This window comes from Finegoldia sp. BIOML-A4 (genome assembly GCF_009679635.1).
Taxonomy (GTDB): domain Bacteria; phylum Bacillota; class Clostridia; order Tissierellales; family Peptoniphilaceae; genus Finegoldia; species Finegoldia magna.
This window is the reverse complement of sequence record NZ_WKZC01000001.1, coordinates 407,274-427,287: the sequence shown is the minus strand read 5'-3', so window position 1 is coordinate 427,287 and position 20,014 is coordinate 407,274. Positions and strand designations below refer to the sequence as shown.

Sequence of the window (20,014 nt, the reverse complement as noted above, 5' to 3'; positions counted from 1 at the left end):
AGTATGAAAAAAGCAGGAGTTATTATAGGTATTATTGTTGTGTTAGCATTATTATTAGTGCCACAATACAATGGATTGGTTCAATCAAAGGAAGATGTGAATGAAGCTTATGCACAAGTCCAAAACGTTGTTCAAAGAAGGGCGGATTTGATTCCAAACTTGGTTAACACAGCAAAAGGATTTGCAAAGCACGAAGAAGATGTATTCATCAAAGTTTCTGAAGCTAGAGCTGGGGTAAAGAATGCCAAAGATCCAGAAGAATTAGCAAAAGCAAATGATGAATTGACAAGTGCATTAAACGGTATGAATGTTGTTGTAGAAAGATATCCTGAATTAAAATCAGATACCCACTTTACACAACTTATGGATGAATTAGCAGGTTCAGAAAACAGAATCGCTACAGAAAGAAAGAATTACAACACAGTTGTAAAATCATATAATCAAAAAGTTAAGAGATTTCCAACAGTAATATTTGCTAGATTAATGGGATTCAGCTCTGAAAAATACTTTGAAGCAGATGCTTCAGCACAAAAAGCACCACAAGTTAACTTTGAATAGGACAAATAAATAATGAGAAAGCAATATAGATTGATATTCTCATTTGTTTTAGCTTTTTTATTAATTTTTAATGTAAATGCTTTTGCCCAAGATTTGCCGAAATCACCGGATACTTTTTATCTTGATGAGATGGGTGTGATTAGCCAGGAAGTTAAAGATAAAATAGTTAAGACGAATGTAGAACTTGAGCAAAAAACAGGCTCACAAGTACTTGTTGTAACCATAAAAGATTTAAAAGGAAGAGATCCGGTTGATTATGGCGTTGATTTGTTCAACAAATGGAAAATCGGGGATGCTACTAAGAAAAACGGGGTTCTGATTTTGTTGTCACAAGATTTAAATGAATCTAAGGGTCGTAATCGTCACATCAATATCATTACAGGTTATGGAATAGAAGGAAGACTTAATGATGGTAAAGTCGGTAGAATAATTGATGAATATATGCTAGATGATTTAAAAGACGGAAATTATTCTAATGCCTTACAAGAAGGATTCAATGCAGTTGTCAGTGAAGTTGCAGCTGAGTATGATGTTGAATTAACTGGAGATTTTGACAAATACCAAGAAAATTTAAACAGAAAAACAGATCCACAAGTTTTTAATTCTGTACTAAGAATGGTAATAATTCTGCTTGTTTTGTACTTTATCTCAAGAAATAATCGTAGAAATAATAGACACAGAGGCAGAAGACGTGGTGGTACAATATTCTTCCCTGGATTTGGAGGAGGATTCGATGATGATGACTTCGGCGGATTCGGCGGAGGTTTTGGCGGTGGATCTTCTGGAGGATTCGGTGGATTCTCTGGAGGAGGAGGCTCATCCGGAGGCGGAGGAGCTGGAAGGAGCTTTTAATCAAATTTATGAAATACTCTCAATTAATTTTGAGAGTATTTTTTTGCGAAAACTTAGTAAAATATTTTTAACTTTTTGTTTAGTTTTATATGCTTTTATGTTATAATACTTTTGGTTTAATATTTTAAGTAAGGAGATAGTAATGGAAATAGGAGAAAAAATAAGATCATTGAGGTTAAAACTTGGATTGACCCAAGAAGAATTGGCAGAAAGGTCTGATTTGACAAAAGGTTTCATATCACAATTAGAGAGAGATTTGACAAGTCCTTCTGTAGATTCACTTAATGACTTATTAAATGCTTTGGGAACTGATATGGCAACTTTTTTTATGGATAAGCCTACAGTAAAAGAGATTTTCACAAAAGACGATTATCAGTCAAGTGAAGATTTGAGCATGAATTCTACTATTACATGGCTTGTTCCAAAATCTCAGGTTAACACTATGGAGCCTGTGATAATTACACTTGATCATAATGGAGAAACAAAAGAATATACTCCATTTGAGGGCGAAGAGTTTGGATATGTGATTGAAGGTAGCTGTAACATTTATCTAGACAACGAAAAATTTAAGCTAAATAAGGGTGATTGTTTTTATACGAAGTGCAATAAAACTAGAATGTTAGAAAATAATGGCACAAAAATCTGCAAGGTGATATGGATTATGTCACCACCAAATTTTTAGGGGGAATGTTTAATGGATAATATCATTGAATTAATCGGTATTAATAAATCTTTTGAAGACGAACATATTTTAAAAGATTTAAATCTTTACATTAGAAATAAAGAATTTTTGACATTATTGGGACCGTCAGGTTGTGGAAAGACTACGACTTTACGATTAATTGCTGGATTTGAAACTCCAGATACTGGAAAGATTATTTTTGAAGGAAAAGACATCAGTCATATTGCACCTTATAAGAGAAATGTGAACACGGTTTTTCAAAAATACGCTCTATTTCCTAATATTAATGTTTTCGAAAACATCGCTTTTGGTTTGCGAATCAAAAAAATGAACGAAAAATTAATCAGAGACAAAGTAACAGAAGTTTTGAAACTTGTTAATTTGTCTGGCTTTGAAAAAAGAAAGATAAATAATTTGAGTGGTGGTCAACAACAAAGAATTGCTATAGCAAGAGCTTTGGTTAATGAGCCAAGTGTTTTGTTGTTAGATGAACCATTGGGTGCATTGGATTTGAAGTTGAGAAAAGGAATGCAAAACGAACTCAAAAATATTCAAGAAAGAATTGGAATTACTTTTGTTTATGTAACACACGATCAAGAAGAAGCTTTAACTATGAGCGACACTATTGTTGTTATGGATAATGGTGTAATTCAACAAATAGGAACACCAGAAGATATCTACAATGAACCTAAGAATGAGTTTGTAGCTAAATTTATTGGCGAAAGTAACATAATTGACGGGGTATTTTTAGAAGATTGCATGGTAGAATTCTCCAATCATAAATGGAAGTGTGTGGATAAAGGATTTAAGAAAAACGAAAATGTACAAGTAGTTATTAGACCTGAAGATGTGGAGATAGTTGCTCCAGATAAAGGACAAATTAAAGGGACAGTTATTAGCGACAGGTTCAAAGGAATTCACTACGAAATGTTTGTGGATACTGGAGATTTCAAATACAAGGCACAATCAACTATCAACAAACCTCAAGGAAGTATTGTAGGCATTAACATTGATCCAGATAATATTCATATTATGAAGAGGTGCGACAATGAAGCTTAAGAAATTATCCATTCCTTATGCTATTTGGATATTATTTTTCATTGTATTTCCCTTGTTTCTTATAGTGTATTATTCAGTTACAACTGGATCATTGAGAGATTTTTCCAATCCACAATTTTCGCTGGAATACTTTCATAGATTTTTTACATCAAAATATGTAAAAGTGCTTTTGAATTCAATAAGATTGGCTTTTATTAGTACAGTGATTTGTTTGTTGATAGGATATCCAACAGCTTATTTTATCAGTAAAGTAGACAAAAAGTACAAGGCTGTGTTGATGCTTATGATAGTTATTCCAATGTGGATGAATTTTTTGTTGAGAACTTATGCGTGGATTATTTTAACTGGCAAAAATGGAATAATCAACAGCGTGTTGATACATTTTGGTTTTTCTCCAATAAAAATGCTTTACACTGAAGGAGCTATTTTAATGGGGATGGTTTACAATTTCTTACCTTTTATGATACTTCCTATTTTCTCAATACTAGACAAATCAGATTATTCACTAGTAGAAGCAAGTTACGATTTAGGAGCATCAAAGTTGCAAACTTTTTTGAGAGTAGTGTTTCCGATGAGTTTGCCTGGAGTTATTACAGGAATTACTATGGTGTTTATTCCTGCGATATCTACATTCGAAATATCTGCATTGCTTGGTGGTAACAAATACAATTTGATTGGTAATATAATTGAGCATCAATTTAGAATAGCAGGAAACTGGCATTATGGTAGTGCGATTTCTGTTGTTTTGATAGTTATGATTTTAATTTCATTAGCTTTTACAAATGAGAAAGGAGAATAAAATGAAGGAATTTTTTAAGAAATTTTATTTGGCATTAGTATTTCTATTTCTTTACGGACCAATTGCTGTATTAATGGTATTTTCATTTAACGATTCTCGTTTGAAAGGAAGCTGGGTAGGATTTACATTCAAATGGTACAAGGAATTATTGCATAATGAAGAAATCTTGTCTTCATTTAAAACCACAATAATAATTGCGATATTAGCCACAATAATTGCAACAATTTTAGGGACAATAGCAGCGATAGGAATTTATTATTTGAGAGGTTACAAGAAAACTTTGCTTTTAAATATGAATTATCTACCTGTTTTAAACCCAGATATAGTGACAGCAGTAAGTTTGATGGTAATATTTAACTTGATGAATTTTCCATTCGGATTTTTCACGATGTTATTGTCACACATCACATTTACAACTCCTTATGTAATACTTGCGGTGTTGCCAAAATTATCGCAAATGAATAAATTCTTGCCAGAGGCCGCAATGGATATGGGAGCAACTCCTTCTTATACTTTGAGAAAAGTTGTGCTGCCAGAAATAAAAACAGGAGTATTTTCAGGAAGCTTGTTGGCATTTACACTTAGTATTGATGATTTTGTAATAAGCTTCTTTACAACAGGTCATGGCGTGTCAAACTTATCCGTTACTGTGTACTCTATGGCAAAGAAAGGTGTAAATCCAGCAATTAATGCGTTGAGTACGATTATGTTTTTAGTAATGGTTATTCTATTATTGATTCTTCACAAGAGAACAAATCTATTGGAGGAATTGTAAGATGAAAAAAATTTTATTATTTTTATTAACTATATTGGTTTTAACTTCTTGCTCTAAAGATGATTCAAATGTTTTGTATGTGTACAATTGGGGAGAATACATCGAACCAGCTTTGATAGAAAAGTTTGAAAAAGAAACGGGAATTAAAGTAATATATGATACTTTTGAGCAAAATGAAGATATGTATATGAAAGTAAAAGAAGGAGGGAATAATTACGACGTTGTAGTTCCTTCAGATTATATGGCTGAGAAAATGATAAAGCAAGGAATGCTTGAAAAAATTGATTACAGCAAAATTCCAAACTTCAAATACATCGATGAGAAATTTAGAAATTTGGATTATGATCCCAAAAACGAATACACAGTTCCTTATATGTGGGGAACTGTGGGAATTCTTTACAATAAAAATAAAGTAAAAGAAAATGTGGATAGCTGGAATATTTTGTGGGATGAAAAATACAAAGATAATATCATAATGATGAACTCCACTAGAGATACCTTAGGAGTAGCTTTAAAAAGGTTAGGGTATTCAATGAATTCTAGAAATGAAGCTGAGTTAGAGAAGGCAAAAGAATCATTGATAAAACAAAAAGATATTGTACTTGCTTATCTTGTAGACGAAACGAAAAATCAAATGGTAAATGAAGAAGCGGACATTGCAGTAATGTATTCAGGTGATGCAATCGTCGCTAAAGGTGAGAATGAAAACTTGGAATATGTAATTCCAAAGGAAGGCTCAAATTTATGGTTTGATACATTAGCTATTTTGAAAAATGCAAAACACAAAGAAAATGCCGAAAAATTTATAAATTTTTTGACAGATCCTGAGAATGCAAAAGTTAATGCCGATTATATTGGTTATTCTCTTCCATCTACAGAAGCCAAAAAACTTTTGGACAAGGAAATCCAGGAAGATGATACAGCTTATCCTGATTTATCAAAGCATAAAAATATGGAAATATTTAAAGACCCATCAGATTTTGTAGAAAAATACGATGATATATGGGCTGATATAAAAGCAAATTAACCTAGAAAGTGCAAGAGATTTACTTTTGCACTTTTTTCATTTGAGATTGAATAATAAACGGATTTTTCATATAATATGATTAGTTAAGAATTGGAGGAAATATGTTTATAGAAATATTAAAAGTTATTCTTTTAGGAATTATTGAAGGAGTAACAGAGTGGTTGCCAGTTAGTTCAACTGGTCATATTTTATTATTGGACGAATTTATCAAATTGAACATGTCAGATGCTTTCAAATCAATGTTTACCGTTGTAATTCAATTGGGGGCAATTTTGGCCGTAGTAGTAATTTACTGGAACAAAGTGTGGCCATTTAAGAAAGGTCAAACTCATTTGATTTCAATTAGTAAAAGCAAAATGATAATGTGGGCAAAAATAATTGTTGCGTGCATTCCAGCGGCTATTATTGGTATAAAATTTGATGATTTTATTGAAGAACACTTTTATAATTATTTTGTGATTTCATTAGCACTAATAATTTTCGGTATTCTTTTTATTATAATTGAAAATAAAAACAAAGAATCACACAAAAAATTAGTCGATAGTATCGATAAAATTACTTACAAACAAGCTTTTATTGTAGGATTATTTCAAGTAATTGCAGCGGTGTTCCCAGGAACTTCACGTTCCGGAGCTACAATTCTAGGTGGTATTGCTATAGGATTATCCAGAACAATTGCAGCTGAATTTACATTTTTCTTGGCAATTCCAACAATGTTTGGAGCAAGTTTACTAAAACTTGTGAAATTTGGATTTAGTTTTACAGCAATGGAAGCATTCGTGTTATTATTGGGAACTGCAGTAAGTTTTATTGTATCTGTAATTACAATTAAATTCCTAATGAATTACATCAAAAACAATGATTTCAAAGTGTTTGGTTATTACAGAATTGCTCTTGGTGTATTGGTTCTAATTTATTTCGGACTAATCAGGTAGTTGTGATATAATAATGAGGAGGAATGGTTGCAATTATTCCTAAATGAACATTAGAAAACATAGACGAATATATATTTGAAAAAATAAGTTGTAGCGACTTATTTTTTTATTGATACATAAGGAGTTATGATGAATTTAGATAATTTAAATGACAGACAAAGAGAAGCAGTCGAAAATACAGATGGTCCTATGTTGATATTGGCAGGAGCAGGAAGTGGTAAAACAAAAGTTTTGACTACCAAAATTGCATATTGTTTGGAGAAAGGATTGTGTTCAAAATACGAAATTTTGGCAATTACCTTCACAAACAAAGCTGCCAAAGAAATGAAAGAAAGAGTTGAAAACATCTTACAAGAAGACGTAGACAGCATGTGGATAGGAACTTTTCATGCCATTTGTTCTAGAATACTGAGAGTAGAAATAGAAAGAATTGGCTTCGAAAGAAACTTTACAGTTTATGACAGAGCAGATCAAATATCTCTTGTAAAAGAATGTTTAAAGGATATGGGAGTAGATCCTAAAAATGTCGAAATCAAAAACGAAATCAATACAATTTCTAGATTAAAAAACGCAGGTGCTACAGAAAAAAATATCGACAAAGAAGATTTTGATATAAGTTTAAGCACTTTTACTATGGAATTATTCCAAAAATACGAACACAAATTAAAAAGATACAATTCATTGGATTTTGATGATTTGATTGTTAAGACTAATTTGTTGTTCGAAGAAAATCCCGACTTGAGAGAAAAATATTCTGAAAGATTTAAGTACGTGTTTGTAGATGAATACCAAGATACAAACGATACTCAGTACAAGCTTATCAAAAATTTGGTTTCTAAAAACGATAATATTTGCTGTGTAGGAGATTCTGACCAATCAATTTACGGTTGGAGAGGAGCAAACATACAAAACATTCAAAACTTTGAAAAAGATTTTAAGAATGCAAAAGTTATTTTATTAGAACAAAATTATCGTTCAACACAACCTATTTTAGATTTGGCAAACACTGTGATTAAAAACAATTCACTTAGAAAAGATAAAAATTTGTGGACTGCAAAAAATGAAGGGGATATGCCTATATATAGGAGAATGTATTCTGATTTAGATGAGGCAGACCAAGTGGTTCAATGGATTGAGCAAGAAAGATATCGACAAAATCCATACGAAGAAATGGCGATTTTGTACAGAACTAATGCACAATCCAGACTTTTCGAAGAAAGATTGAATAGATTAGGAATTCCTAATAGAGTTGTAGGTGGATTGAAATTCTACGATAGAAAAGAAATCAAAGACTGCGTTAGTTATCTTAGAATTGTTGAAAATTTGAATGATAATATGGCATTAAATAGAATTATCAATGAGCCGAAAAGAGGAATTGGCAAAACAACTATGGATAAGTTGTTGCAATATTCGCAAAGTAGAGGAATTAGCATGATGGAATACATCAGAGACACAGATCTTCCTGATTTTTCAAATGCAACAGCAAAAAAACTTCAAGAGTTTTATTATTTAATCAAAAGCTTTCCAAAAGACGATTTGAATGTTGCAGAACTTATGGAATATATTTTGGATAAAACAGGATACAGAGCGAATCTAGAAAAATCAACTAATAGAGATGATAAGACAAGGTTGGAAAATATTGACGAATACATTTCGTCTTTATATCAATTTGTTCAAGATAATCCTGATAAAAACTTGAGAGAATACTTGGAAACTTCATCACTTATGACTGATTTGGATAAAACTGATGACAATACTAAAGGTGTATCAATGATGACAATCCACGCGGCAAAAGGATTGGAGTTTGATGTTGTATTTTTCACTGGACTAGAAGAAGGTACTATTCCATCAAGAGTAGATGAAGATGTAGAAGAAGAGAGAAGATTGTGCTACGTGGCAATCACAAGGGCAAGGAAAAAATTATACATTACAAGTGTACAATCGAGAAGAAGATTTAATGAATTTCAAACAAAAGCTGAATCGAGGTTTATAGAGGAAATGGAAAATAAATATAAAGACGAATCTCCTAATAAAGAGGTTAGTTTTAGAGAATCGTTCAACACAAAAGTAGTTGACGATTACAGGACAGAAGCATCAGCTTCAATCACTAAAAAACAAAATGCTGTTACTAAAAACAATGAAAAGTACAGAGCTGGAGATAAGGTTTCACACAAGAAGTTCGGAACTGGTGTAATCGTTGGAATTGTAGAAAAAGACAATGGAGATGAGTTGACGATTAATTTCGATAAAAAAGGATTGAAGAAGCTAAATTCATCACTAGCACCACTAACAAGGGTTGAATAATGGAAAAGGAAGACAGAATAAAATATTTAGTAGACATACTAAATAAATACGCTTTTCATTATTATACTTTGGATGATCCTTTGATTGAGGACTCAGAGTACGATGTTTTGTATGATGAGCTTGTAAATCTTGAAAAAGAAACGGGAATTATTCTACCAAATTCTCCTACAAATAGAATTGGTGGAGAAGTTTTATCGGGATTTGAAAAGCATGTGCACTTGAATACTTTGTACAGTTTAGGAAAAGCACAAAGTAAAGAAGAAGTTAGAAATTGGGTCAATAAAACCATTGAGTTTGTAGAAAATTACAATAAAATTCATGTAAACAAATTGCCAACTGTTGAATTTTATGTAGAATTTAAGTTTGATGGTTTGACAATAAATTTGACTTATGATGGCGGATATTTGGTAATGGCAACTACAAGAGGTAACGGCACTATCGGAGAAGTTATTACAAGCCAAGTGAGAACTATCAATTCAATTCCATTGAAAATAAAAGACACACGATTGATGGAAATTCAAGGTGAAGGAGTAATGCCACTTTCATCATTAGAAAAATACAACCAAACTCATGAACCAAAGCTAAAAAATGCTAGAAATGCAGCAGCAGGAGCTCTTAGAAACTTAGATCCAGTGGTAACAAGAGAAAGAAATTTGGATGCTTATTTCTACAATGTAAATTATTTGGAAGAAAACGGGCTTGAAACTCAAGAACAAATGATGAAGTTTTTGAGAGATAATTATTTCAAATTGTATCCATACGAAAAACACGCTACGTCATTCGAAGAAATTTCAGGATTTATTGATGAGATTTTTGAATTAAGAAATGAAATAGACGTTTTGACTGACGGTGTGGTAATTAAAGTAAATGATTTTAAAACTAGAGAAAAATTAGGCTACACTAATAAATTTCCAAGATGGGCAATAGCTTACAAATTTGAACCTGAAAGATTTACAACAATTGTCAAAGAAGTGGAATGGAATGTTGGAAGAACTGGAAAAGTAACTCCGACGGCTTTGTTGGAACCTGTAGAAATTGGGAATGTAACTGTAAAAAGAGCTACACTTAATAATATTGACGATATTGAAAGAAAACAAGTAAGATTGAATTCAGAAGTTTTCATTAGAAGATCAAACGATGTAATTCCAGAAATAATGGGAGTCGTAAATCCTGAGCAAGAAGATACCAAAGAAATTGAAATCCCGCATTACTGTCCATATTGTCACAGTGAATTATTTAGAGATGGAGTCCATATTTTCTGTCCAAATTCAATGAGTTGTACTCCACAATTAGTTAAGAGAATGGTTCATTTTGCAAGTAGAAATGCAATGAATATCGACGGATTAAGCGAAAAAACTTTGGAAGTTTTGCTTGAAAAATTAAACATCACATCAATTGAAGAAATTTACGATGTAAAAAAAGAGCAGTTGTTGCAATTAGAAGGATTTAAAGAAAAGAAGAGCCAAAATCTTATCAATGCAATTGAAAAAAGTAAAAATGTTGATTTGGCTAATTTCATCTTTGCATTGGGAATTCCTGAAATTGGTGAGAAGACAAGCTTTGAATTGGCACAAAAATATAAAAGCTTTGATAATTTGAGAGAAGCGAAGTTTGAAGAATTAATTCAAATCGAAGATATTGGAAATGTAATTGCAGAAGAAATCGTAGAGTTCTTCCATGACGAAACTATTTCTCATTCTATCGATTCACTTTTGTCAAAAGGAATTAAAATTAAAAACCCTGAAAATATTGAAAAGAAATTGGACAATTTGACTTTTGTATTGACAGGAAGTTTGGTGAATTATTCTAGAAAAGAACTTACAGATAAGTTATCAAATTTGGGGGCAAAAGTTTCATCTTCTGTATCCAAAAATACTGATTATGTGGTGTATGGAGAAAAAGCTGGATCCAAACTTACAAAAGCGAAGGATTTGGGTGTAAAATTAATGACAGAAGATGAATTGAATTCATTCTTAGACAACTTATAAATTTAATTTATTTATGATAAAATTTAATCATGAATTAAAAAGGAGTTAGTATGATTAATCGAGATGAAGTAGTAAAAATCTATGATTTGGCTAACCTAGAGTTAACTGAAAACGTGGATGATTTATATGAAAAATATAATACTGTATTGGATTTTGCAAGTATGATTATGGAATGTGATACTGAAGGAGTGGAATATATGGAATTCTTGCCACAATATCACAGTATACTTAGAGAAGATACACCAAAAGAATCAATTCCAAGAGAAGTTGCGTTAAAAAATGCAAAATCTCGTGAGTATGGTTATTTTAAATTGAAGAAAGTGGTGGAATAATGATAGAAAATCTTAGAAACAAATTTGTAGAAAATCCTGAGAGTTTAAAGGACTTCTACAAAGATTTGGACAAATTAATAGAATCAAAAAAAGATTTGAATGTGTTCATAACTTACGACAAATCATTCGTTGACCAACAGGTTGAAAAACTAATTGAAAAAGCGAAAAACAACGAAAAGTTGGGAAAAATGTTCGGTGTTGCAGTAAGCGTCAAGGACAATATCAATGTAAAAGATTTGAAGATGACTTGTGGATCAAAAATGTTAGAGGATTATGTTTCAATTTATGATGCCACTGTAATCAAAAAATTAAAAGAAGAAGACTGCGTTATAGTTGGAAAAGTTAATATGGATGAGTTTGCCATGGGATCTTCTTCTGAAACGAGTTATTTTGGACCTACAAAAAATCCTGTAGACACAAAATTAATCCCAGGAGGTTCTTCATCAGGATCAGCTGCTAGTATCAAAGCTGAAATGGCTGTTGTAAGTTTGGGAACTGACACAGGCGGATCTAGCAGACAACCAGCATCTTGTTGTAATGTCGTTGGATTTATGCCAACTTATGGTTCGATTTCTAGATTTGGAGTTCAATCAATGGCAAATACTTTGGATGAAGTTGGTATATTATCAAATTCTGTTGAAGATATAATGGATACTTACAATGTAATTGCAGGTCACGATGACAATGATATGACTACAATTCAATCTGAAGTAAATGTTCAAAAGAAAGACTATGATTTTAAGGGCAAAAAAATTGCCGTTGTTGATTTAAAAAAATATAGCAATGATGAAATAGTTATCAAAGAATACCAAGAAATATTGGAGATACTAAAAAAATTAGGTGCCGATTTAGTAGAAATCGACTTTGAATATTTAAAATATGCAAATGCATTATACAACGTAATCGTAACTAGTGAAGTGTCATCTAATATGTCAAGATTTGATGGAATTAGATATGGATATTTGACAGATGATTATGAAAATACAAGAGATTTGTTCGTTAAGGTTAGAAGTGAAGGATTTGGCGAAGAAGTTAAGAGAAGAATTGCTATGGGAACTTTTTATCTAGCAAGTTCCAATGACCAAAAAGTTTACAAACAAGGTTTGAAAGTTAGAAATCTACTTTCACAAGAATTTAAAAATATTTTCAAGGATTTTGATTTAATTGCTACACCTACAATGACAAGCTTACCTTACGAATTAGACAGTAGAAAAGACGATCCTTTGGCTGTATACGATTCAGGTATTTTCAATGTAATTGTAAACTTGAGTGGATTATGTGCTATTTCAATTCCTTACAAATCAGGAATATCAACTAGTTTGCAACTAATTGCAAATAGTCACGACGAAGAAAATTTATTGAATGCAGCTTTAGCGTTTGAAAGGAGATAGCATGAACTTAAAAACACTTATAGGATTGGAAATTCACGTTGAATTATCAACAAAAACTAAAATGTTTTGTGGTTGTAAGAATGAATTCGGACAAGTTCCAAACACAAATGTATGTCCGATTTGTTTAGGTCATCCTGGAGCACTTCCTCACATGAACAAAGAAGCTTTAAGATACGCTATCATGGCAGGATTGGCTTTTGATTGTGACATTGCAAATGAATTTAAGATGGACAGAAAAAAATACTTCTACCCTGATTTAGTTAAAGGATATCAAATCACGCAAGAAGACCAACCACTTTGCACAAATGGATATATTGAATTAAAATCGTCAACTAAAGGTAAAAAAGTTAGAATTAGAAGAATTCACATAGAAGAAGATACAGGTAAATCAATCCACAACGAAAGTGGAAACACTTTAATGGATTATAACAGAGCAGGAGTTCCACTAATTGAAATAGTTAGTGAGCCAGATATGAGTACTCCTGATGAAGCCAGAGAATTTTTAGAAACTTTAAGAGAAAGAATTAAATATTTGAAAATATCAGATGTTAAGATGAGTGAAGGATCATTGAGATGCGATGTTAACATCAATGTTTACGATGAAGATTCTGATTTTAAAACTAAAATTTCTGAAATTAAGAATTTAAACTCATTCAAATCAGTATCAAAAGCTTTGGTTTACGAACAAGAAAGACACATACAATTATCTAAGGAAAACAAAATTGGAGAAAAAGAAACTAGAAGATGGGATGAAGACACTCAAACTACAATAGTTATGAGACACAAAGAAGAAGGAAATGATTACAGATTCTCAGTCGAAGGAGATATTCCTAAAACTTATGTGGAACAATCATATATCGAAGAAATCAAAAATAATTTGCCAGAACTTCCACAAATGCGTAAAGAAAGATTCATGAACGAATACAAGATAGATGAATACGACGCTGATATTTTAACTAGAAATGGTTACTTGGCTGACTACTACGAAAAAGTTGTAGAAATTTCAAATGATCCTGTTCAATCTTCAAATTGGCTATTAGGTGATGTTCTTCGTCAAGTAAACGAAAATGAAATTGACATTGAAGAAATGAATATGTCTGCTGAAAACTTAGCAAAATTGATTAAACTTTCTTCAGCCAAGAAGATAAACAATCAAACTGCAAAAAAAGTTTTGAGAGAAATGTTCAACGAAAACTTTGACCCAGAAGTTTATGTAAAAGAAAAAGGATTATTACAAGTTGATGACGATAATTTATTACAACAAATAGTGGATGAAGTCGTAGCAGAAAATCCAGAATCAATCGAAAGTATTAGAAATGGTAAAGATCGTGCGATTGGTTTCTTAGTTGGACAATGTATGAAAAAATCAAAAGGCAAAGGAAATCCTCAAAAATTCAATGAATTAATAAAAGAGAAAATCTAATGAAGAAAATATATTTATCTACAGGAAATAAAGGAAAAGTTTCTGAAATAAAAGAAATACTTTCTGATTTAAACTATGATGTGTATTCCAAATCCGAATTGGGTATAAATGAAGATGCAGTAGAAGATGCAGAAACTTTGGAAGGCAATTCACTTATCAAAGCTAAATTTCTAAAAAAATATACAGATGATATTGTAATGAGTGATGACACTGGACTTTTTGTAAATTCCTTAGGAGGAAGACCTGGCGTATACTCTGCGAGATTTGCTGGAGATGAATGCGACGACACTAAAAATCGTCAAAAACTTTTATCTGAATTAAAAGATAAAGAAGATAGAAGCGCTTATTTTGAAACTGTGATTACAATCATAGATTCAAATAATGAAATTCATCAAGCAAAAGGCAGAGTAGATGGCAAGATTTTACTTGAAGAATGTGGAGAACATGGTTTCGGATATGATAGTATATTCATGCCAGATGGCTACGATAAAAGTTTTTCACAAATGGAAGATTGTGAGAAAAACAAGATTAGTCACAGAAAAAGAGCTTTGGAAAACGCCAAAATCATCTTGAAAGGTTTAAATGAAAGTAGCAATAATTAGTGATACACATAACAAAATCGCAAAAGTTTATGACTATTTATTTGATAAAGAAATTGACATCATCGTTCACTTAGGAGATGTGTGCGATGATGCAATTTTACTTGAAGATTTATTAAAAGTAGAAGTCATTTATGTAAAAGGAAATAACGATTTTTATGTTGCTGGTGGTGAATATGACAAGGTTATTAGAATTTCTGATAAAAATATTTTCATAACACACGGCCATAAATACAATGTATCTTCAGGAGTGACAAGATTAGTCAAAAAGTGCAAATCTTTAAATTGCAAAATGTGTTTGTATGGACATACGCATAGGTATTTTAATGAAACAATTGATGGCGTTTGGGTTATCAATCCAGGATCTGTAACTTATCCAAGAGATGGACAAGCTGGATTTGTAATATACGATACAAAAAAAGAACAAATAGAAAGGATACTTTTATGAACGTTTTAGACATTAAAGAACTTAGAGAAGATTTAGGTAAAAGAATTATCGATGGTGTAGAAAAATTAGGCAGAGAAGTTAAGGTTGCAACTGTAAGAGTTGGTGAAAATGCAGGAGATATTTCTTACGAAAAAGCTGTAAAAAACAACTGTGCTAAGTTGAACATAACTTGTGATCAAATAGTTTTAGAAGAAGGAGAAAATGAAAAATTAATCCAAACTATCAAAGAACTAAATGAAACACACGACGGTATATTGATGTTTAGACCATTAAAAGATAAAAAATTGGAAAAAGAAATTCAATATATAATCGCTCCAGAAAAAGATATCGATGCGATGGGAATGGTTAACTTAGGAAAAGTTTTGGCAGCAGAAGAAGATGCATATTATCCAGCTACAGCTAGAGCTGTTGTTGAAATAGTTAAATACTACAACTTTGACGTTAAAAACGTAGTAATCGTAAACAGATCATTAGTTTTAGGTAAACCACTTTTCAATATGCTTATAAAAGAAAACAAGACTGTTACAATGTGTCATTCTAGAACAGAAGACATAAAATCATTTACTAAAAACGCTGATTTGGTTGTAACTGCAGTTGGAAAAGCTAAAATGTTTGATGATTCTTACTTTACTGAAGATTCTTATGTAGTAGATGTTGGAGTTAGCTTGGATGAAAACGGAAAATTATCAGGCGATGTTAATCCAGAAGTTAACGTAAAAGTATTGGCAAATAGCGTTGGAAAAATCACAACAAGAGTATTATTATTGCAAATGGTTGAAGGCGCTTTGAATAGACAATAATTTTTATCCCAAAAACCTCTTTATCTTAATTGATAAAGAGGTTTTTGATTGCAATAAACTAAAAGTGTATAATAGATTAGGTGATAATTTTGAAAATAGGTGCAGTAATAATGGCAAGTGGTTTGTCCAAGAGAATGAAATCTGACAAATTAATGCTGAAATATAATGATCAATTTATTTTTGAATATATTATTGATTTGGTAGCAAAATCAAACTTTTGTGATAGAGTTGTAATTACGAATAATTCTACGATAATAAAATATTGCAAAAAAATCGGAATCAAAACGATTAATAATCCTAATAATCAAATTGGGCAAAGCGAATCAATCAAATTAGGAGTAAAATATTTCAAAGAAATGGATGGTATTTGTTTTTTAGTTTCTGACCAGCCATTTTTAACAGAAACTACAATAGAAAAATTAATTAATTCATTTGAAAAAGACAAGATTTGTCAATTGAAGTTTAATGATAAAGTTGGAAATCCCGTAATTTTCTCAAATAAATTTTTCAATCAATTATTATCACTGAAAAACGATGAAAAAGGTTCAATAGTTAAGAACAAGAATTTGAATGATGTAAAATATGTAGATGTAAATTATGAAAGAGAACTAATGGACATAGACACGAGTGAAGATTATGAAAGGATTTTAAATGCAGAAAATTTGTTTAGTTAGAGGCGCAGGTGATATAGCCACAGGTACAATTCAAAAACTTGTTCGCGCTGGGTTCAAATGTGTTGTTACTGAAGTTTCAAATCCAAGTAGTATAAGAAGAAAAGTGTCACTTTCTGAGGCGGTTTACGAGAAAAAAACAGTTGTAGAAGATATAGAAGCTGTTTTGTGCGAAAATTTAGATGAAATTGGGCAATACTTAGAACGATACAATCCCGTGATAATAATAGATCCAAAACTCACAATATTAAATAAGATGAAATTTGATGTAGTGGTGGATGCTATATTAGCGAAGAAAAACACAGGATTAAAAAAAGAAATGGCTGACATTACGATAGGATTAGGCCCTGGTTTCGAAGCAGGTGTTGATTGCGATATTGTGATTGAAACTATGCGCGGTCATGATTTAGCAAGAATTATCGAACAAGGATTCGCAAAGAAAAACACAAGTATTCCAGGAATTATTGATGGATTTTCCAATGAAAGAGTAATATATTCTGATTTTGATGGTCAATTTACACATATTAAAAGTATTTCAGATATTGTTAATAAGGAAGAGATTATAGCAAAAGTCGGAGATAATTATATAAGAGCGACTTTAGATGGCGTTATACGCGGAATGATTAGAGATAATTTTGAGGTCAAAAAAGGACTTAAAATAATTGATATTGATCCGAGATATGAAGAAGTAGAAAATTGTTTTACAATTAGCGATAAAGCTAGAGCAATTGGTGGGGCAGTTTTGGAAGCGATTATGATGTTAGAAAACAGGAGAGAAAAGGATGCAAAATGATGTTTTGTTAGAAATGTATAAGTCTTTGGAAGATGGATATAAATGTATGATGGTAACATTGTTTAAAAATAGAGGTTCAGTTCCTGGTAAACAAGGAAACATTATGGCTGTTCGTGAGGACGGAAAAACTTTTGGAACTGTAGGAGGTGGTGCTATCGAACACCAAGTAATCAAAGATTCTATTGAAAACTTAAAAAAAGATAGCGACTTCGAATTTGATTATGTTCTTAATGAGGGAGAAAAAGTTAGTATGAGTTGTGGAGGTAGAGCTAGTGGATTTGGTAAAGTGTTTTTTCCTAAACCAACTTTGATTATTTTTGGAGCTGGTCACTGTTCTCAAAAACTAGCCAGAATTGCAACTTTAACAAATTTTGAAGTTATAGTTGTTGATGATAGGGACGATTTCATTTATAACGAAGATTTTTCTAATATTAAAAAATATATCAATAAAGAAATCGAAGATTCGATTGATGATTTGAGATTTACACCTGATACTTTTATTATATCTGCAACTAGAGACCATAAGCACGACGAAGAAGTTGCCTTTAATATTTTGAACAAACCCCATAAATACTTCGGAATGTTAGGCTCAAGAAAAAAGGCAGACACGTTAAAACGAAATTTGATAGAAAGAAATGTGGATAAGAGCTTAGTCGATAGTATTAATGTTCCAGTAGGACTTGATATTGATGATGGCTCTGTTGAAGAAATAGCTATTTCAATAATGTCTCAAATTCTGAAATTCAAAAACGGCAAATAAATTAAACAAAGCATGACTTACATCAAAGTCATGCTTTTGATTAATTTATTTATTTTTATTTTGGCAATCCGGACAGACGCCTCTAAATTCAAGAGTATGTGAGTCGATTTTGAAACCGGTTTTGTTTTCCAAATCCGTCTCTATTTTTTCGATAGGGCAATGATCGATAGGAATGATTTTGCCGCAAGACTCACAAATTATGCTGTGTTTATGTTTTTTGCCTTTTAATCTGTAGTATGAAATACCATCAATTTCACATACAATTTCAACTATTCCTTTATTTTTTAATATTTTTAAATTTCTGTAAATTGTAGACAAATTGGATTCTTCCTTCTCCTTAAAAATCTCATACAAATCTTCTGCAGATATAGGTTGTTCTGTTTTGTCTAAAATCGATATCATAAGTTTCCTTGCTTTTGTGATTCTTAAACCATTGTTTAACAAGATTTCGTTTTTCATATTATCACCTATAATTATTATATCATTTTATTATGAAATGTTTATGAATATTTCAATTTTAAATTTGGAAGAATGCTACAATTTGTCAACTTTTTCGTTATTAATATCTAAAATTTCACAGATTAGTGGTATAATATATAGTTAGTGAAATAAGGAGAGTTGTTTATGAACATTTTATTTTCACCACCTGATATTTCTGATAAAGAAATTGAAGAAGTGGTAGACGCATTAAAATCCGGTTGGATTACAACTGGACCAAAAACCAAACAATTAGAAAAAAACTTACAAGAATATACACAATCAAAAAAGACTTGTTGCTTCAATTCAGCAACTGCTGCATTGGAATGTGCGCTTAGGATTTTGGGCGTAAATGGTAAGAAGGATGAATGTATTACTTCGGCTTACACTTATACTGCAAGTTGTTCAGTTATAGATCATTTGGATGCTACAATTAAATTAGTAGACGTTCAAAAAGATTCCTACTTTATGGATTATGATAAATTATATGATTCCATAAATGAAAATACTAAGGCTATTATTCCAGTTGATATCGCAGGAGTTCCTGTTGATTACGATAAAATTTACGAAATTATTGAAGCTAAGAAATCAATATTCAGACCTTCAAACGAAATTCAAGAATCATTGGGAAGAGTAGCTTTGATTTCAGATAGCGCTCATGCGTTAGGCTCAACTTATAAAGGCAAAAAAATTGGATCATTCCAAGATATTGCGTCTTTTTCATTCCATGCTGTTAAAAACTTTACTACAGCTGAAGGTGGAATGCTTGCAATAAATATTGGTGATGTAGATAAGATTTACAATGATTTACAATTATATTCCTTACATGGACAAAATAAAGATGCATTAGCCAAAACCAAATTAGGTGCATGGGAATACGACATTAAAGGTCTTTATTACAAATACAATATGCCTGACATATTAGCGGCAATTGGTCTTGCACAATTAGAAAGATATGACGATTTATTGGCTAGAAGAAAAGAAATAATCAAAATGTATAACGATGGTTTTGATAATACTTCAATTAGTTATTTAAATCATTTTGGTGAAGATTACACAAGTAATGGTCATTTGTATTTAACAAGAGTTGAAGGTATAGATGAACAAACTCGCAACGATATAATCGTCAAGATGGCAGAAAAAGGCATTGCTACGAATGTTCACTACAAACCAATTGCAATGATGACAGGATACAAAAATTTGGGATTTGATATAAAAGATTATCCTAATACTTTTGAACAATACAAAAACGAAATAACATTGCCGCTTCACACATTATTGTCAGATGATGAAGTAGCATATGTAATCGAAACTTACAAGGATATAGTTAGTGGTAAATAA

The 20,014-nt window shown here is 31.4% G+C and carries 21 protein-coding genes; 20 read left to right on the top strand and 1 reads right to left on the bottom strand.

Annotation, left to right across the window (positions count from 1 at the left end):
• The first annotated feature begins 3 nt into the window (after positions 1-3).
• The 19 genes from GKG01_RS02020 (at position 4) to GKG01_RS01930 (ending at position 18,196) form a co-directional block, all read left to right on the top strand.
• Positions 4-558 carry a LemA family protein gene (locus GKG01_RS02020; RefSeq protein WP_094205491.1) on the top strand — a complete coding sequence of 185 codons (555 nt, stop codon included), beginning with the start codon at positions 4-6 and terminating at the stop codon, positions 556-558.
• 12 nt (positions 559-570) lie between these two features.
• Positions 571-1,410 carry a TPM domain-containing protein gene (locus GKG01_RS02015; RefSeq protein ID WP_154271210.1) on the top strand — a complete coding sequence of 280 codons (840 nt, stop codon included), beginning with the start codon at positions 571-573 and terminating at the stop codon, positions 1,408-1,410.
• A 142-nt stretch (positions 1,411-1,552) separates the two neighbouring features.
• On the top strand, positions 1,553-2,092 hold the full coding sequence (locus tag GKG01_RS02010; RefSeq protein ID WP_094206981.1) for an XRE family transcriptional regulator: 540 nt from the start codon (positions 1,553-1,555) through the stop codon (positions 2,090-2,092).
• A gap of 12 nt (positions 2,093-2,104) precedes the next feature.
• Entirely contained in the window at positions 2,105-3,151 is a 1,047-nt protein-coding gene (potA, locus tag GKG01_RS02005) for a spermidine/putrescine ABC transporter ATP-binding protein (RefSeq protein WP_154271208.1), read from the top strand.
• Entirely contained in the window at positions 3,141-3,950 is an 810-nt protein-coding gene (locus GKG01_RS02000) for an ABC transporter permease (RefSeq protein ID WP_094205495.1), read from the top strand. Before potA ends, GKG01_RS02000 begins: the two co-directional genes overlap by 11 nt.
• A 1-nt stretch (position 3,951) precedes the next feature.
• Positions 3,952-4,725: an ABC transporter permease gene (locus GKG01_RS01995; protein WP_154271207.1), complete on the top strand. Its 774-nt coding sequence runs from the start codon at positions 3,952-3,954 to the stop codon at positions 4,723-4,725.
• Between the two features lies 1 nt (position 4,726).
• Positions 4,727-5,752: a spermidine/putrescine ABC transporter substrate-binding protein gene (locus GKG01_RS01990; protein WP_154271206.1), complete on the top strand. Its 1,026-nt coding sequence runs from the start codon at positions 4,727-4,729 to the stop codon at positions 5,750-5,752.
• Between the two features lie 101 nt (positions 5,753-5,853).
• Complete coding sequence (locus tag GKG01_RS01985; RefSeq protein ID WP_094224548.1) at positions 5,854-6,687, top strand: undecaprenyl-diphosphate phosphatase; 834 nt, start codon at positions 5,854-5,856, stop codon at positions 6,685-6,687.
• Positions 6,688-6,816: 129 nt separating this feature from the next.
• On the top strand, positions 6,817-8,991 hold the full coding sequence (locus GKG01_RS01980; protein ID WP_154271205.1) for a UvrD-helicase domain-containing protein: 2,175 nt from the start codon (positions 6,817-6,819) through the stop codon (positions 8,989-8,991).
• Positions 8,991-10,979: an NAD-dependent DNA ligase LigA gene (gene ligA / locus GKG01_RS01975; protein WP_154271204.1), complete on the top strand. Its 1,989-nt coding sequence runs from the start codon at positions 8,991-8,993 to the stop codon at positions 10,977-10,979. The genes GKG01_RS01980 and ligA overlap by 1 nt, the downstream gene beginning before the upstream one ends.
• 50 nt (positions 10,980-11,029) lie before the next feature.
• Complete coding sequence (gene gatC, locus GKG01_RS01970) at positions 11,030-11,311, top strand: Asp-tRNA(Asn)/Glu-tRNA(Gln) amidotransferase subunit GatC (protein ID WP_002836168.1); 282 nt, start codon at positions 11,030-11,032, stop codon at positions 11,309-11,311.
• Positions 11,311-12,702: an Asp-tRNA(Asn)/Glu-tRNA(Gln) amidotransferase subunit GatA gene (gatA, locus tag GKG01_RS01965; protein WP_154271203.1), complete on the top strand. Its 1,392-nt coding sequence runs from the start codon at positions 11,311-11,313 to the stop codon at positions 12,700-12,702. Before gatC ends, gatA begins: the two co-directional genes overlap by 1 nt.
• A gap of 1 nt (position 12,703) precedes the next feature.
• Positions 12,704-14,125 carry an Asp-tRNA(Asn)/Glu-tRNA(Gln) amidotransferase subunit GatB gene (gene gatB, locus GKG01_RS01960; protein ID WP_154271202.1) on the top strand — a complete coding sequence of 474 codons (1,422 nt, stop codon included), beginning with the start codon at positions 12,704-12,706 and terminating at the stop codon, positions 14,123-14,125.
• Complete coding sequence (gene rdgB, locus GKG01_RS01955) at positions 14,125-14,727, top strand: RdgB/HAM1 family non-canonical purine NTP pyrophosphatase (protein WP_154271201.1); 603 nt, start codon at positions 14,125-14,127, stop codon at positions 14,725-14,727. The genes gatB and rdgB overlap by 1 nt, the downstream gene beginning before the upstream one ends.
• Positions 14,708-15,172, top strand: coding sequence for a metallophosphoesterase (locus GKG01_RS01950; protein WP_154254921.1), 465 nt, complete (start codon positions 14,708-14,710; stop codon positions 15,170-15,172). Before rdgB ends, GKG01_RS01950 begins: the two co-directional genes overlap by 20 nt.
• The gene (locus GKG01_RS01945) at positions 15,169-15,972 is read left to right on the top strand and encodes a bifunctional 5,10-methylenetetrahydrofolate dehydrogenase/5,10-methenyltetrahydrofolate cyclohydrolase (RefSeq protein WP_094206992.1); all 804 of its coding nucleotides are present in this window, start codon (positions 15,169-15,171) and stop codon (positions 15,970-15,972) included. Before GKG01_RS01950 ends, GKG01_RS01945 begins: the two co-directional genes overlap by 4 nt.
• Positions 15,973-16,052: 80 nt before the next feature.
• Positions 16,053-16,646 carry an NTP transferase domain-containing protein gene (locus GKG01_RS01940; RefSeq protein ID WP_242428093.1) on the top strand — a complete coding sequence of 198 codons (594 nt, stop codon included), beginning with the start codon at positions 16,053-16,055 and terminating at the stop codon, positions 16,644-16,646.
• Complete coding sequence (yqeB, locus tag GKG01_RS01935; RefSeq protein WP_154271200.1) at positions 16,624-17,436, top strand: selenium-dependent molybdenum cofactor biosynthesis protein YqeB; 813 nt, start codon at positions 16,624-16,626, stop codon at positions 17,434-17,436. Before GKG01_RS01940 ends, yqeB begins: the two co-directional genes overlap by 23 nt.
• Positions 17,426-18,196, top strand: coding sequence for an XdhC/CoxI family protein (locus GKG01_RS01930; protein WP_154271199.1), 771 nt, complete (start codon positions 17,426-17,428; stop codon positions 18,194-18,196). The genes yqeB and GKG01_RS01930 overlap by 11 nt, the downstream gene beginning before the upstream one ends.
• 45 nt (positions 18,197-18,241) lie before the next feature.
• Here GKG01_RS01930 and GKG01_RS01925 read toward each other — a convergent pair whose 3' ends face one another.
• The gene (locus GKG01_RS01925; RefSeq protein WP_154271198.1) at positions 18,242-18,655 is read right to left on the bottom strand and encodes a Fur family transcriptional regulator; all 414 of its coding nucleotides are present in this window, start codon (positions 18,653-18,655) and stop codon (positions 18,242-18,244) included.
• Between the two features lie 165 nt (positions 18,656-18,820).
• Here GKG01_RS01925 and GKG01_RS01920 point away from each other — a divergent pair, with 165 nt between their 5' ends.
• The gene (locus GKG01_RS01920) at positions 18,821-20,014 is read left to right on the top strand and encodes a DegT/DnrJ/EryC1/StrS family aminotransferase (protein WP_154271197.1); all 1,194 of its coding nucleotides are present in this window, start codon (positions 18,821-18,823) and stop codon (positions 20,012-20,014) included.